The organism is Streptomyces sp. NPDC006314, from assembly GCF_040613075.1.
Lineage (GTDB): Bacteria > Actinomycetota > Actinomycetes > Streptomycetales > Streptomycetaceae > Streptomyces.
This window is the reverse complement of record NZ_JBEXRL010000001.1, coordinates 347276-361270: the sequence shown is the minus strand read 5'-3', so window position 1 is coordinate 361270 and position 13995 is coordinate 347276. Positions and strand designations below refer to the sequence as shown.

Sequence of the window (13995 nt, the reverse complement as noted above, 5' to 3'; positions counted from 1 at the left end):
GTCAACTCTACGCGTGTAGCGCGGAGTTGCCGCGCTAGCGTCGCCGACGCCTGCCCTCCCCCCGCAGCCCCTTCCCCCGAGGAGAGTGCGCCATCAACGCGTCCAGCCCTCCCGCTGCCGTCGAACTGCGCGGCATCACCAAGCGTTTCCCCGGCGTCGTCGCCAACCGCGACATCGACATCACGGTCCGCACGGGCACCGTCCACGCCCTGTGCGGCGAGAACGGCGCCGGCAAGTCCACCCTGATGAAGATCCTCTACGGCATGCAGCAGCCGGACGAGGGCACCATCACCGTGAACGGCGAACGGGTCGTCTTCCACAACCCCGGCGACGCCATCGCCCGCGGCATCGGCATGGTGCACCAGCACTTCATGCTCGCCGACAACCTCACCGTCCTCGAGAACGTCGTCCTCGGCGCGGAGAAGCTGCACGGCATCGGGGGCAAGGCACGCGCCAGGATCAAGGAGATCTCCGACGCGTACGGCCTGAACATCCGCCCCGACGTCCTCGTCGAGGAGCTGGGCGTCGCCGACCGCCAGCGCGTGGAGATCCTCAAGGTCCTCTACCGGGGCGCCAAGACCCTCATCCTGGACGAGCCCACCGCCGTCCTCGTGCCGCAGGAGGTCGACGCCCTCTTCGACAACCTGCGCGAGCTGAAGGCCGAGGGCCTCACCGTCATCTTCATCTCCCACAAGCTGGGCGAGGTGCTCTCCGTCGCCGACGAGATCACCGTCATCCGGCGGGGCACCACCGTCGGCACCGTCGAGCCGCGGGGCACCACCCCCAGGCAGCTCGCCGAGCTGATGGTCGGCAGCGAACTGCCCACCCCGGAGACCGAGGAGTCCACGGTCACGGACGTGCCGATGCTCATGCTGGACGGCCTGCACCTGACGCAGACCGACCTCGACGGCATCGAGCGGATCATCCTGGACGAGATCTCCTTCACCATCCACAAGGGCGAGGTCCTCGGCATCGCCGGTGTGGAGGGCAACGGCCAGTCCGAGCTGGTCGAGGCCATCATGGGCATACGCCGGCCCGACGCCGGCGTCATCACCCTCGACGGCACCGACATCTCGCACACCCCGACCCGCGACCGCCGCGAGTCCGGCATCGGCTACATCCCCGAGGACCGCCACCGCCACGGCCTGCTCCTGGAAGCACCGCTGTGGGAGAACCGCATCCTCGGCCACGTCACCGAGAAGCCCAACTCGCGCGGCGGACTGCTCGACCTCAAGGCGGCCCGCGCCGACACCCAGCGCATCGTCGAGGCCTACGACGTCCGCACCCCCGGCATCGAAGTCACCGCCGCATCGCTGTCCGGCGGAAACCAGCAGAAGCTGATCGTCGGCCGCGAGATGAGCCACAACCCCAAGCTGCTCATCGCCGCCCACCCCACCCGCGGTGTGGACGTCGGCGCCCAGGCCGCCATCTGGGACTACATCCGCGAGGCCCGCCGCGAGGGCCTGGCCGTGCTGCTGATCTCCGCTGACCTGGACGAGCTGATCGGGCTCTCCGACACCCTGCGGGTGATGTACCGCGGCCGCCTGGTCGCCGACGCCGACCCCGCCACGATCACCCCCGAAGAGCTGGGCTCCGCCATGACGGGTGCGGCCACCGGCCACCTGGAGCACACAGAGGACGACGAGCGATGAAGAAGCTGACCTCACGGATCGACAAGGAGCGGCTGGCCCTCGGGATCGCCGCGCCGCTGCTGGCGGTCGTCGCCGCGCTCCTCGTCACCACCCTGGTGATCCTCGCGACCGGCAAGAACCCAGGCGACGCCTTCAGTGACATGGTGACCTACGGCTTCGCCAGCGACAGCCAGGTCTACATCCTGAACAAGGCGACGACGTACTACCTCGCGGGCGTCGCGGTGGCCATCGGCTTCCGTATGAACCTGTTCAACATCGGTGTCGACGGCCAGTACCGGCTCGCCGCGTTCATCGCCGCCGTCCTCGGCGGGGCGCTGACCGTGCCCGGCTGGATCGCCATTCCGCTGATCATCATCAGCGCCATGGCGACCGGTGCCCTGTGGGCGGCCATCGCCGGCATCCTCAAGGTGACCCGCGGTGTCAGCGAGGTCATCGCGACGATCATGCTGAACTCGATCGCCACCGCGATCATCGCCTACCTGCTGCAGCCCGGGAGGCTCGGCCAGCTCGACCAGGCGGGCACCCTCGTCTCCACCAAGCCGCTGCCGTCGTCGTCGTACTTCTTCGGTATCGACACCGGCCCGGCCGGTGAGCTGTGGGGCTTCATCGTCATCGCCGTGCTCGTCGGCGTGGCCTACTGGTTCGTACTGGGCCGCACCCGGTTCGGCTTCGACCTGCGCACCGTCGGCCAGTCCGAGACCGCCGCCGCGGCGAGCGGTGTCGGGGTGAAGAAGATGATCGCCACCAGCATGATCATCTCGGGTGCGGTGGCCGGTCTGATCGGCATGCCGACCCTGCTCAACGACAGCCATCAGTTCAGCAACGACTTCCCGGCGGGCATCGGCTTCACCGGCATCGCGATCGCGCTGCTCGGCCGTAACCACCCGATCGGCATCGCGCTCGGCGCCCTGCTGTGGGGCTTCCTGGAGCGCACCACCAACCACCTGGAGTTCCAGGGCTACGACAAGGAAATCCTCGGCGTCATCCAGGGCGTCATCGTCCTGTGCGTCGTCATTGCCTACGAGGTCGTACGCCGCTACGGCATGAAGCGCCAGCAGCAGCGGGTCGGCGCCGAACTCGCCGCCCAGGCGGCCGCTCCGACGAAGAAGCAGGAGGTGGCGTGATGACTGCCACGATGACCGACGCGCCGCCGCCGGCGGCCCCCAAGGCGGCGGGCGCGCCCCAGCGCTCCGGCCGCTCCCTCGGCCTGACCCTCATGATCGTCGCGGGTGCGCTGCTGCTCCTGGCCGCGGTCCGCGTCATCACCGGAGCCAACCAGCTCGACTCCGCCGGACAGGTCGGTGCCGCGCTCGGCCTCGCCGTGCCGATCGGCCTCGCCGGACTCGCCGGCCTGTGGTCCGAGCGGGCCGGCGTGGTCAACATCGGCCTCGAGGGCATGATGATCCTCGGCACCTTCGGCGCCGGCTGGATCGGCTGGCAGTCCAGCCCCTGGCTCGGCCTGCTGTGCGGCGTCGGCTTCGGTGTCCTCGGCGGTCTGGTGCACGCCGTCGCCACCGTCACCTTCGGTGTCGACCACATCGTCTCCGGTGTCGCGGTCAACCTGCTCGCGCTCGGCGCCACCCAGTACCTCGCCAAGCTCTTCTTCGCCGACGGCAAGGCGGCGGAGGCGGGCGGCAACCCCAAGCAGTCCCCGCCGACGGACGCGCTGCCCCACGTGACGATCCCCGGCCTCTCGGACGGCCTCGCGTCGATCGAGAAGCACCACTGGTTCCTGGTCTCCGACCTCGCGGGCATCATCGGTGGTCTGATCACCAACCTGTCCGTGGTGACGATCCTGGCCGTAGTGCTGTTCGTCGGCAGCTGGTGGCTGCTGTGGCGCACCCCGTTCGGGCTGCGGCTGCGCTCCTGCGGCGAGAACCCGATCGCCGCGGAGTCGCTCGGTGTCAACGTCTACCGGTACAAGTACGCGGCCGTGGCCGTCTCCGGCGGCCTCGCCGGCCTCGGCGGCGCCTTCCTCGCGCTGGTCACCTCCCACACCTACCTGGAGGGCCAGACCGGCGGCCGCGGCTACATCGGCCTCGCGGCCATGATCTTCGGCAACTGGCGTCCGGGCGGCCTCGCGATGGGTGCGGGCCTGTTCGGCTACTCCGACGCCCTCCAGCTGCGCAACGGCGGTGTCACCGTGCACGCCCTGCTCCTGCTGCTGGTCGCCCTGCTGGTGCTGCTGGCCGGCTGGAAGCTGTACAGGAAGGCCCTCCTGCAGGGAGTGATCAGCGCCGTCATGGCAGCGCTGGTCCTGGTCTGGTACCTGCTCACCGACGAGGTCCCGAGCGACTTCGTGGGCGCCACCCCGTACGTCGTCACCCTGCTCGTGCTGTCCCTCTCGGCGCAGCGCCTGCGGATGCCGAAGGCGGACGGCATGCGGTACCGCAAGGGCCAGGGCAAGTGACGGCCCAGGCCGACGGGTTCGACTGGGAGGCGCTGCGCGCCGAGGCGCGGGAGGCCATGTCCCACGCCTACGCCCCCTACTCCGGCTACCCGGTCGGCGTGGCGGCCCTGGTCGACGACGGCCGCACGGTCACCGGCTGCAACGTCGAGAACGCCTCCTACGGCCTCGGCCTGTGCGCCGAGTGCGGCCTGGTCTCCCAGCTGCAGCGCACCGGCGGCGGCCGTCTGACGCACTTCACCTGCGTCGACGGCACGGGCGCCCTGCTCGTGCCGTGCGGCCGCTGCCGTCAGCTGCTGTACGAGTTCGGCGGGCCCGGCCTGCTGCTGGACACCCCCGCGGGCGTCCTCCCCCTCTCCGAGATGCTGCCTCAGGCCTTCGGCCCGGACCATCTCACCAAGTAAGTCCCGTACGGCCCCCCTGATCCGTTCAGGGGGGCCGTGCACTTCGCACCTCCCGGAAGGAAGCCCTCAGCCATGGCCATGGACGCCATCTCCGTCATCCGCACCAAGCGGGACCGCGGTGAGCTGACCGACGCGCAGATCGACTGGGTCATCGACGCGTACACCCGGGGCGAGGTCGCCGACGAGCAGATGTCCGCGCTCGCCATGGCGATCCTGCTCAACGGCATGAACCGCCGTGAGATCGCCCGCTGGACGGCGGCCATGATCGCCTCCGGGGAGCGCATGGACTTCTCGGCGCTGTCCCGTCCCACGGCCGACAAGCACTCCACGGGCGGCGTCGGCGACAAGATCACGCTCCCGCTGGCCCCCCTGGTCGCGGCCTGCGGAGCAGCCGTCCCCCAGCTCTCGGGCCGGGGCCTCGGCCACACCGGCGGCACCCTGGACAAGCTGGAGTCGATCCCCGGCTGGCGGGCCCTGCTCTCCAACGAGGAGATGCTGCACGTCCTCGACACGACGGGCGCGGTGATCTGCGCGGCGGGCGACGGCCTGGCACCCGCCGACAAGAAGCTGTACGCCCTGCGCGACGTCACCGGCACGGTCGAGGCGATCCCCCTGATCGCGTCCTCGATCATGTCGAAGAAGATCGCCGAAGGCACCGGCTCCCTGGTCCTGGACGTGAAGGTGGGCACGGGAGCCTTCATGAAGACGATCGAGGACGCCCGTGAACTGGCGTCCACGATGGTCGGCCTCGGCACGGACCACGGCGTGAAGACGGTGGCCCTCCTGACGGACATGTCGACTCCGCTCGGTCTGACGGCGGGCAACGCCCTGGAGGTCCGCGAGTCGGTCGAGGTCCTGGCGGGCGGCGGCCCCGCGGACGTGGTCGAGCTGACGATCGCCCTGGCCCGCGAGATGCTCGACGCGGCCGGCATCAAGGACGCGGACCCCGCGAAGGCGCTGGCCGACGGCTCCGCGATGGACGTGTGGCGCCGGATGATCGCGGCGCAGGGCGGCGACCCGGACGCGGAGCTGCCCACGTCTCGCGAGCAGCACGTGATCAAGGCCGCGTCCTCCGGTGTGCTGACCCGCCTGGACGCCTATGACATCGGTATCGCGGCCTGGCGTTTGGGTGCAGGCCGCGCCCGCAAGGAGGACCCGGTGCAGGCGGCGGCGGGCGTCGAACTGCACGCCAAGCCGGGCGACACGGTGACGGAGGGCCAGCCGCTCCTGACGTTGCACACCGACACCCCCGAGCGCTTCGAGTACGCGCTGCAGGCGGTGGAGGGCTCGTACGACATCGCGGCGCCGGGGACTGACTTCACGCCGTCGCCGGTGGTGCTGGGACGTATCGCCTGATCAGGGCATTCCCCTTCCGGGTGAACGGGATCGGTGGGCCCCCACCGGTCCCGTTCCGCTGTCGGACGGGCTCATGCACGCGTTCGAGGGCGACCGAGTCCCGACCGGCCGGGGGAGTCCGGGGCGCCCGGCCGCCCGCGCCCTTCGGTCTCACCCTTTCCGTCGACTCCGCCGACTGGCCCTCACCCCAGTACCGCCGCCACCCCCACCAGCACCGGCACGGACACCACCGTCGACACCAGGATCGACTCCCGGGCCAGGGACTGGGCCACGCGGTAGCGGCTGGCGTAGGTGAAGAGGTTCTGCGCGGCCGGGAGGGCCGAGGTCACCACCACGTCCAGCAGCGGGGCGCCGCGCAGGCCGAAGACGGTCGTGGCCAGAGCCCAGGCGACCAGCGGCTGGCCCAGTGACTTCAGGCCGACCGACAGCAGGACCAGTTCACGGTCCCGCCCCCGGCCAGGGGCCGCGCTGCCGTGCAGGGACATGCCGAAGGCCAGCAGGGCCGCAGGGACGGACATGTTGCCGATCAGGGTGAGGGGGTTCATGAGCGGCCCCGGGAGCTGCCAGCCCGCCGCCGACACCACGACCCCCGACAGGGAGCCGACGGCTATCGGGTTCCGCAGCGGCGTCAGCAGGCGCCGCCACACCGTGCCCTTCCCGCCCGTCCCGGACAGGTCCAGGACGGTGAGGGCGACGGGGGTGACCAGCACGACCTGGAAGAGCAGCACCGGTGCGACCAGAGACGCGTCGCCCAGTACATACGCGGCGATCGGGATCCCGAGGTTGCCCGAGTTGACGTAACCGGAGCACAGGGCGCCGATCGTCGTACGGCCCACACCCCAGCGCCGTATCCCTCCGACCGCCACGAAGCTGCCGCACACCGCCGCCGTGCTCAGGGCCGTCACCAGCAGGCGGCTGGAGAAGAGTACCGAGAGGTCCGCCTCGGCGAGGGTGGTGAACAGCAGCGCCGGCCCGGCCACCGTGAAGGCCAGCCTCGTCAGCACCTCACCGCCCTGCGGGCCCAGCGTCCCGCGTCGCCCGAGTACATAACCCACCCCGATGACGACCGCGATCACCGCGAACCCGCTCAGTACCCCCGCCACGGGACCAACCCTGCGGGGGAGGAGGGGAGCTGGTCAATGTGATCTTCGACGGGTCCGGTGCGGCGGCCGTCGGCGGACACGTCGGCCGCGGCGCTGCAACGGGCACGGCGTCACCCGGGAAGTGCGGCGCCCGCACCGGCCCGCGATGAGTTCCGCCCGTCCCGCCGGTCTATCCGCACGTGGATGCCAAGGCCCCCGCCGTGCTCGTCCTGCCCGGCCCCGTCAGCCGTGGCCAGGTGCCGGCGCTGTGTGCCGAAGTGCGGGCGCTGCTGGAGGGCGGCGGGGCCGAAGTCGTCGTCTGTGACGTGGGCGGGCTCGGGCCCCCGGGGCTCGCGGCCGTCGATCTGCTGGCCCGGCTGGAGCTGGCCGCCCGCCGGGCCGGCGGGCGGATACGGCTGCGGGGCCCCGGTCCCGCGCTACACGCCCTCCTCGACCTCGTCGGGCTCCGCTTCCAGGTGGAGGGGCAGGCCGAAGAGGGGGAACCAGCGCTTGGTGTCGAGGAAGCAGTGGAAACCGGTGATCCGGCCGCCTGACAGCTCCAGCACCTGCACCGCCCAGGGGCTGAACCCGCCGTTGTCCGGGTCCGGCTTGTAGTGGGCGAAGCCGGGCAGGCCGTTGGCCTGGACCGGCAGCAGGCGGGAACCGGCGCAGGAGGCGCCGAGGGTGGTCATGAAGCCGGTGATGTCGGCCCGGCCGCGCAGCCACAGGTCGAACGGCGGCATCGTCATGATCGCGTCCTCGTGGAGCAACGCCGTCAGCGCCGTCATGTCATAGCCCTCGAACGCCTTGACGTATCGCTCCAGGAGCTTTTGCTGCTCCTCGTCCAGCGGGTCGGACACCGACCCTTCGCCGCCCGCGGCCTCGCGCTCCGCAAGGGTGGCCCGGGCCCGCTGGAGCGCGCTGTTGACCGAGGCGACCGTGGTGCCCAGCAACTCGGCGACCTCGCTCGCCTTCCAGGCCAGCACCTCGCGCAGGATCAGCACCGCCCGCTGCTTGGGCGGCAGCTGCTGGAGGGCCGCCATGAAGGCCAGCCGGACCGACTCCCTGGCGACCGCCGCCTCCGCCGGATCCTCCACCGTCGGCAGCACGCGCGCGTCCGGCATCGGCTCCAGCCAGGTGTGGTCCGGGCGGGGGGAGAGCGCCGCCCGGGCGAGCGGCGTGGACTCGGTCAGGTCCATCGGGCGAGCCCGCTTGTTGCCCGCCGTCAGCATGTCCAGGCACACGTTCGTCGCGATCCGGTACAGCCACGACCGCAGGGAGGAACGGCCCTCGAACTTCTCGTAGCTCCGCCAGGCCCGCACCAGGGTGTCCTGCACCGCGTCCTCGGCCTCGAAGGAGGAACCGAGCATCCGGTAGCAGTACCCGGTCAGCTCGGTCCGGTGCTTCTCCAGTGCGACATCGAGGTCCGCCGTCGCCGTGCTGCCGCCCATCGTCCACCCACCCCTGTGGCCGTCCTGTCCGCGCGCCTTCGCGCCCCAGCACTTGGGAAGCTACCGCAGCCCACTGACAATGGCCCCCCGAGCGCCAAGAAGCCCGGCTCAGACCGATTGCCACGTCATGAGCGAAAGCCGCCGGCCCGCGACCGGACCCGCACCGGGCTCAGTGCGCCGCGACCGGCTCCCGGCGGGCCGCCACCCGGGCCGCCCGCGAACCGAGGACCGTGATCGTCACGACGCCGAGGACCGCGAGGAGTCCGACGCCGACCGTGCCGGTCCAGCCGCCCGCGTGGAAGGCCATCGCGCCGACCGTGCTTCCGGCGCTGGAGCCGATGTAGTACGCGGACTGGTAGAGCGCCGAGGCCTGGGCCCGGCCGTGCGTGGCCGTCTTGCCGACCGCCGAGGAGGCGACCGCGTGCCCGGCGAAGAATCCCGCCGTGATCAGCACCAGACCCAGCAGCACCAGGGGGAGCGAGCCGGCCGGCGAGAGGAGCAGGCCCGCCGCCGTCGTACCGGCCGCCAGGTACAGCGCGCCCCGGCGGCCGAGGCGGCCCACCAGACGACCCGCGGTGGACGCCGACACCGTACCCACCAGGTACACCAGGAAGATCGAACCCACGATGCCCTGCGGCAGCCCGAACGGCTCCGCCGTCAGGCGGTAGCCGATCACGGTGTACACGCCCCCGAACACCGTCATGAACAGCGCGCCGATCGCGTACAGGCGCCGCAGCAGGGGGTCGGAGAGGTGGTCGCGGACCGTGCCGAGCAGAACGCGCGGGCGCAGCGAACCCGGCGTGAAGTGCTTCGGGGCCGGCAGCAGCAGCCGGAACGCCACCGCGCACGCGACCGCGATCGCGCCGATCACGCCGACCGAGACCCGCCAGCCCCACTCCTGGGCCACCCAGCCGGTGATCACCCGGCCGCTCATGCCGCCGACGCTGTTGCCCGCGACGAACAGGCCGATCGCTGTGACCAGCGCCTTCGGCCGGACCTCCTCGGCGAGGTATGCCGTCGCCGAGGCCGGCAGACCGGCGAGCGCCGCGCCCTGCACCGCTCGCAGCACCACCAGCGCACCGATCGACGGCGCGAAGGGCACCAGCATCCCGACCGTGACCGCGACGGCCAGCGAGGCCGTCATCACCGTACGGCGCCCGAAGCGCTCCGACAGGGCGCTCATGGGCAGGACGAACAGGGCCAGACCGCCGGTCGCGGCCGCCACGGTCCAGCTCGCCTCGCTCGCCGCGACCCCGAACTCGCCGGAGATCAGCGGGAGCAGGGCCTGCGTGGAGTAGAGGAGGGCGAAGGTCGCGACTCCGGCGAGGAAGAGGGCCAGGCTCATCCGGCGGTAGCCGGGACCGCCCGGCGTCATACGGGAGTCGGACGCGGAGTCGGAGGAGGGGACGGACATGACGGCGCCCACGCTGGTGGACGCCCCGGTACTGGCGGGAGACATGCTTCGACCGTAGGTACGGTCCCTCTCATCCGTCCAATGCATGGAATTGCCATAATCGTTCCCATGACGCATCAGCAGAGGTCAAAGGAGCGGCTGTCACCGTCCGGTGACACAGAAGACATGACAGAGATGTCGAGGCTGCTCGCGCCGCGGCTCGCCTACTTCGCCGGCGTGGCCCGCACCGAGCACGTCACCCGGGCCGCCCACGAGATGAACGTCCCCCAGTCCACCCTCTCCCGCGCGATGGCCCGCCTGGAGCAGGACCTGGGCGTCGACCTCTTCGCCCGCCACGGCCGCACGGTCTCCCTGACCACCGCCGGCCGCACCTTCCTCGCCTCCGTCGAGCGCGCCCTCGCCGAGATCGAACGCGCCGCCGAGGAGGTCCGCGCGGACGCCGACCCGGCCACCGGCAAGGTCGCCTTCGGCTTCCTGCACACCATGGGCGCGGAGACCGTACCGGGCCTGCTGCACGCCTTCCGCGCCGACCATCCGCGCGTCCGCTTCAGCCTGGTCCAGAACTACGGCGAGGCGATGCTGGAGCGGCTGCGGGCGGGCGAGCTGGACCTCTGCCTGACCTCACCGGTCCCCGACGCCCCCGACCTGGTCGCCCGCCGCCTGGACGAACAGAAACTCCGTCTCGTGGTCCCCGCCGACCACCCGCTGGCCGCCCGCCGCCGCATCCGCCTGGCCGAGGCCTCCGACGAAACCTTCGTCACCCTGGAGCCGGGCTACGGCCTCCGGCGCATCACGGACGACCTGTGCCGCCAGGCGGGTTTCCGCCCGCGGGTGGCCTTCGAGGGCGAGGAGGCGGAGACCCTGAGGGGCCTGGTGGCGGCGGGTCTGGGGGTCGCCCTGCTACCACCGCCGACCGTCCCCCGCCCCGGGGTGGCGGAACTGACGGTCACGGCCCCCCGGGCGGCCCGCGAAATCGGCGTGGCGTGGCTGGCCGACCGCCCGGACACACCCCCGGTGGCGGCTTTCAAGAAGTTCCTGCTCTCGCGGAGGGGCAACCTGCTGGCCACCTGAGGGGCGCATCGATGTGCGGCTCCGTCGCGTGGGCGCGTTCCACCACGAGCCACCCGCACCCCGGACACGACGCCGGCCGGCCGAGCCCTACCGCCGCAACGACTTGCCGAATCCCGCGGCCAACGGCATCCGGAGTCCGATCGGCGGCGGCGCGGCCAGCGCGTCCTCCACCGGCCGGGAAACCGGGCACCCGAACAACGCCCCCATCACGAAGTCCGCGGAGAGGTGGATCACCTCGCTGCGGTGACCGTGCAACCCGTGGCCGTCCGAGTGCACCTCGAACCGGCACACCTCCCGGTTCGCCTTCTTCGCCCGCGCGGCGAACCGGAACGACAGCTCGGGATCGGTCCGTTCGTCGTTCGTGCCGTGCACGATCAGCACCCGGCGGCCCACCAACTGCTTCACCGGCTCGGCGGGAGCGGCGACGTCCTCCTCCGGCAGCCAGGGGGCAAGCGCGACAACGGAGTTCACCGCTTCATGGCCGCCCGCGCGCAGCGCCGCCCGGCCGCCCATGCCCACCCCGACCAGGCACACGGGGACGTCCCCGTACCGTCGTACGAGCTCATCGGCGGCCCACTCGGCGTCCGCCGCCAGATGGGCCGAACCGCCGTTCCAGCCCCGGTAGCGGTACTGCACGGTGTGCACGGCCAGCCCTTCCCCGCGGCCCGCGCGGGCGATGCGGCGGCTCAGGGAGCGAACGAAGGCCGTCGCCCGGAGGGGGAACGGCCTGCGGGCGGAGACCTCCTCCCCGCCGGGGAGCAGCAGCACCGCTCCGCTGACCGCCGTCGGCTCCGGGCCGACTGCCTTTCCGAGCCTGGCCGTTCGGACCGGCGTCGCTTGCTGTCCCATGACAGAACAGTGTCAGAAGGCGCGGTGTACGAAACCCGTACGTGCGGTCACCGTTGCGTATCGACGGAAAAGTGCCGGGAAAGAGTCGACGCGTACACCGGCGCTCTACGCGCGTAGGCGTTAGAGTGCGGAAATGACGAGCCAGACCGCACCGACCGGGGCCGCCCCGGCGACCGTGCCGGCGCATGTTCCGACGCCGGCCCAGATCCGCCGGGCGCCCAAAGTTCTGCTGCACGATCATCTCGACGGCGGGCTCCGCCCGGCCACCGTCGTCGAACTCGCCCGGGAGACCGGCTATCCGGAACTTCCCGAGAGCGACCCGGACAAGCTGGGCATCTGGTTCCGCGAGGCCGCCGACTCCGGCTCGCTGGAACGGTATCTGGAGACCTTCACCCACACCGTCGGCGTGATGCAGACCCGGGAGGCCCTGATCCGGGTCGCCCGGGAGTGCGCCGAGGACCTCGCCGCGGACGGGGTCGTCTATGCCGAGGTGCGGTACGCGCCCGAGCAGCACCTCGAACAGGGACTGACCCTGGAACAGGTGGTCGAGGCCGTCAACGAGGGGTTCCGGCAGGGCGAGCGGCTCGCCCGGGAGAACGGCCGCCGGATCCGGGTCGGTGCCCTGCTGACCGCCATGCGGCACGCGGCCCGCTCCCTGGAGATCGCGGAACTCGCCAACCGCTACCGGGACTCCGGCGTGGCCGGCTTCGACATCGCCGGCGCCGAGGCCGGCTACCCGCCCACCCGGCACCTCGACGCCTTCGAGTACCTCAAGCGCGAGAACAACCACTTCACCATCCACGCCGGCGAGGCCTTCGGACTGCCGTCCATCTGGCAGGCGCTGCAGTGGTGCGGCGCCGACCGGCTCGGCCACGGCGTGCGGATCATCGACGACATCGAGGTCCGCGACGACGGCTCGGTGAAGCTCGGCCGGCTGGCCTCGTACGTCCGGGACAAGAGGATCCCGTTGGAGCTGTGCCCCAGCTCCAACCTGCAGACGGGGGCCGCGTCCTCCTACGCCGAGCACCCCATCGGGCTGCTGCGCCGGCTGCACTTCCGGGCCACCGTGAACACCGACAACCGGCTGATGTCGCACACCACCATGAGCCGGGAATTCGAGCATCTTGTCGAGGCGTTCGGTTACACGCTCGACGACCTTCAGTGGTTCTCCGTCAACGCGATGAAATCAGCGTTCATTCCTTTCGATGAACGACTCGCGATGATCAACGACGTGATCAAACCCGGATATGCCGAGCTGAAATCCGAATGGCTGTTCCAGCAGGCGGCCTCCGCGAGCGGCTCTGGTGGTTCGCAAGGCTAGCCGCCGGGCGATCCCCCCACCTGGAATGCGGACGCTGGGTCCTGTTCGGCTGAGTCACCAGGCGGTACGGGCCTTGTCCTCCGAGGGCAGCAGGATCCACAACGCTATGTAGAGCAGGAACTGCGGGCCCGGCAGCAGACAGGAGACCAGGAAGATCACCCGCATCGTCGTCGCGGAGGTGCCGAAGCGCCGTGCCAGCGCGGCGCACACTCCGCCGATCATGCGGCCGTGGGTGGGGCGGACAAGGGCGGTCATGGGGGGCTCCTCCGTGGTCGTCGGCGCGCTGCCGGACCCGTGGTCGGGGCCGCCCGAGTGGCGTCCCCAGCTGTCTTCCACGATAGGGAGACGAAGGGGGCGAAGCGTCGCTCTACGGGGCGATCCCGACCCTGGGAATCGTCGGGGTGCGCCCCTGAGACAGCTCCTCCTGCACGGTGACCGGCTCCACCTCGACGTGCTCGACTGCCTCCCGGCGCCGCAGCCGGGCGCGGCCGGCCGGTACGACGGCAAGGTGCGTCACGATCACGCCGAAGGTGTTCAGCAGCACCGAGTCGACGTCCACCACCCTGCCCGGAACACCGGTCTGCAGCAGGGCGATGCCGAGCGAGATCAGGGCGCCCGCGGCCGCCGTACGGATCAGGGAGGCGAGCGGGCAGGCGGTCAGCCTGCCGTGCGCCATCGGCAGCAGCACGCCCAGCGGGGCGAGCAGGGCCAGCCCCTCGCCGAGGGGTCTCGCGGCCGCCGGCCAGCCCAGCGCCAGGTCGGCCCGGATGCCGTCCAGCGGGCGCAGGTTGGGGGGCATCACCCAGGGCACGTCCAGGGGCCGCAGCATCAGCCAGGCGACGACGGCGAGGTGGGTGACGAGGAGGACACCCCCCGTCACACGGATGCGGATCGCGGCGCTGCCGCCGATGGAGCCTTGACGCTGCACGCCCCCCTAGACGCAGGGCGGGGCGAGATCGGTTCCGCACCGGAACTTTCCGGCCGGTTC

14 protein-coding genes are annotated in these 13995 nt (G+C 71.4%); 8 read left to right on the top strand and 6 right to left on the bottom strand.

Features of this window, described 5'->3' with window-relative positions; translation table 11 throughout:
- The first annotated feature begins 125 nt into the window (after positions 1-125).
- From ABZ079_RS01645 to ABZ079_RS01625, 5 genes are all read left to right on the top strand, one after another.
- Entirely contained in the window at positions 126-1652 is a 1527-nt protein-coding gene (locus tag ABZ079_RS01645) for an ABC transporter ATP-binding protein (protein ID WP_356937648.1), read from the top strand.
- Complete coding sequence (locus ABZ079_RS01640; RefSeq protein ID WP_356937353.1) at positions 1649-2776, top strand: ABC transporter permease; 1128 nt, start codon at positions 1649-1651, stop codon at positions 2774-2776. Before ABZ079_RS01645 ends, ABZ079_RS01640 begins: the two co-directional genes overlap by 4 nt.
- The gene (locus ABZ079_RS01635; RefSeq protein WP_356937352.1) at positions 2776-4062 is read left to right on the top strand and encodes an ABC transporter permease; all 1287 of its coding nucleotides are present in this window, start codon (positions 2776-2778) and stop codon (positions 4060-4062) included. Before ABZ079_RS01640 ends, ABZ079_RS01635 begins: the two co-directional genes overlap by 1 nt.
- Complete coding sequence (locus ABZ079_RS01630; protein WP_356937351.1) at positions 4059-4463, top strand: cytidine deaminase; 405 nt, start codon at positions 4059-4061, stop codon at positions 4461-4463. Before ABZ079_RS01635 ends, ABZ079_RS01630 begins: the two co-directional genes overlap by 4 nt.
- Positions 4464-4535: 72 nt before the next feature.
- Positions 4536-5819, top strand: coding sequence for a thymidine phosphorylase (locus tag ABZ079_RS01625; protein ID WP_356937350.1), 1284 nt, complete (start codon positions 4536-4538; stop codon positions 5817-5819).
- 182 nt (positions 5820-6001) lie between these two features.
- Here the strand turns inward: ABZ079_RS01625 and ABZ079_RS01620 are convergent, their stop codons facing one another.
- Positions 6002-6922, bottom strand: a complete 921-nt coding sequence (locus ABZ079_RS01620) for an AEC family transporter (protein ID WP_356937349.1) — start codon at positions 6920-6922, stop codon at positions 6002-6004.
- Between the two features lie 179 nt (positions 6923-7101).
- Between ABZ079_RS01620 and ABZ079_RS01615 the strand changes: the two genes are divergently transcribed.
- On the top strand, positions 7102-7455 hold the full coding sequence (locus ABZ079_RS01615; RefSeq protein ID WP_356937348.1) for an STAS domain-containing protein: 354 nt from the start codon (positions 7102-7104) through the stop codon (positions 7453-7455).
- Here ABZ079_RS01615 and ABZ079_RS01610 read toward each other — a convergent pair.
- The gene (locus ABZ079_RS01610) at positions 7339-8352 is read right to left on the bottom strand and encodes a sigma-70 family RNA polymerase sigma factor (protein WP_356937347.1); all 1014 of its coding nucleotides are present in this window, start codon (positions 8350-8352) and stop codon (positions 7339-7341) included. The genes ABZ079_RS01615 and ABZ079_RS01610 overlap by 117 nt on opposite strands.
- A gap of 169 nt (positions 8353-8521) precedes the next feature.
- Positions 8522-9811, bottom strand: coding sequence for an MFS transporter (locus ABZ079_RS01605; protein ID WP_356937346.1), 1290 nt, complete (start codon positions 9809-9811; stop codon positions 8522-8524).
- 63 nt (positions 9812-9874) lie between these two features.
- On the opposite strand from ABZ079_RS01605, the gene ABZ079_RS01600 reads away from it, so the two are divergent.
- Positions 9875-10837, top strand: a complete 963-nt coding sequence (locus tag ABZ079_RS01600) for a LysR substrate-binding domain-containing protein (RefSeq protein ID WP_356937345.1) — start codon at positions 9875-9877, stop codon at positions 10835-10837.
- 87 nt (positions 10838-10924) lie between these two features.
- Here ABZ079_RS01600 and ABZ079_RS01595 read toward each other — a convergent pair whose 3' ends face one another.
- Complete coding sequence (locus ABZ079_RS01595; protein WP_356937344.1) at positions 10925-11686, bottom strand: prolyl oligopeptidase family serine peptidase; 762 nt, start codon at positions 11684-11686, stop codon at positions 10925-10927.
- Positions 11687-11819: 133 nt separating this feature from the next.
- On the opposite strand from ABZ079_RS01595, the gene ABZ079_RS01590 reads away from it, so the two are divergent.
- Positions 11820-13007: an adenosine deaminase gene (locus ABZ079_RS01590; RefSeq protein ID WP_356937343.1), complete on the top strand. Its 1188-nt coding sequence runs from the start codon at positions 11820-11822 to the stop codon at positions 13005-13007.
- A 54-nt stretch (positions 13008-13061) separates the two neighbouring features.
- Here the strand turns inward: ABZ079_RS01590 and ABZ079_RS01585 are convergent, their stop codons facing one another.
- Positions 13062-13262: a PspC domain-containing protein gene (locus tag ABZ079_RS01585; RefSeq protein WP_356937342.1), complete on the bottom strand. Its 201-nt coding sequence runs from the start codon at positions 13260-13262 to the stop codon at positions 13062-13064.
- Between the two features lie 112 nt (positions 13263-13374).
- Entirely contained in the window at positions 13375-13935 is a 561-nt protein-coding gene (locus tag ABZ079_RS01580; protein WP_356937341.1) for a VanZ family protein, read from the bottom strand.
- Positions 13936-13995 lie beyond the last annotated feature (60 nt).

What these genes read in the sequence shown, in the direction of transcription:
- ABZ079_RS01640 (WP_356937353.1), top strand. Translation starts at nt 1,649, where the DNA reads ATGAAGAAGCTGACCTCACGGATCGACAAGGAGCGGCTGGCCCTCGGG.
- ABZ079_RS01635 (WP_356937352.1), top strand. Translation starts at nt 2,776, where the DNA reads ATGACTGCCACGATGACCGACGCGCCGCCGCCGGCGGCCCCCAAGGCG.
- ABZ079_RS01625 (WP_356937350.1), top strand. Translation starts at nt 4,536, where the DNA reads ATGGCCATGGACGCCATCTCCGTCATCCGCACCAAGCGGGACCGCGGT.
- ABZ079_RS01610 (WP_356937347.1), bottom strand. Translation starts at nt 8,352, where the DNA reads ATGGGCGGCAGCACGGCGACGGCGGACCTCGATGTCGCACTGGAGAAG.
- ABZ079_RS01605 (WP_356937346.1), bottom strand. Translation starts at nt 9,811, where the DNA reads ATGTCTCCCGCCAGTACCGGGGCGTCCACCAGCGTGGGCGCCGTCATG.
- ABZ079_RS01600 (WP_356937345.1), top strand. Translation starts at nt 9,875, where the DNA reads ATGACGCATCAGCAGAGGTCAAAGGAGCGGCTGTCACCGTCCGGTGAC.
- ABZ079_RS01595 (WP_356937344.1), bottom strand. Translation starts at nt 11,686, where the DNA reads ATGGGACAGCAAGCGACGCCGGTCCGAACGGCCAGGCTCGGAAAGGCA.
- ABZ079_RS01590 (WP_356937343.1), top strand. Translation starts at nt 11,820, where the DNA reads ATGACGAGCCAGACCGCACCGACCGGGGCCGCCCCGGCGACCGTGCCG.
- ABZ079_RS01585 (WP_356937342.1), bottom strand. Translation starts at nt 13,262, where the DNA reads ATGACCGCCCTTGTCCGCCCCACCCACGGCCGCATGATCGGCGGAGTG.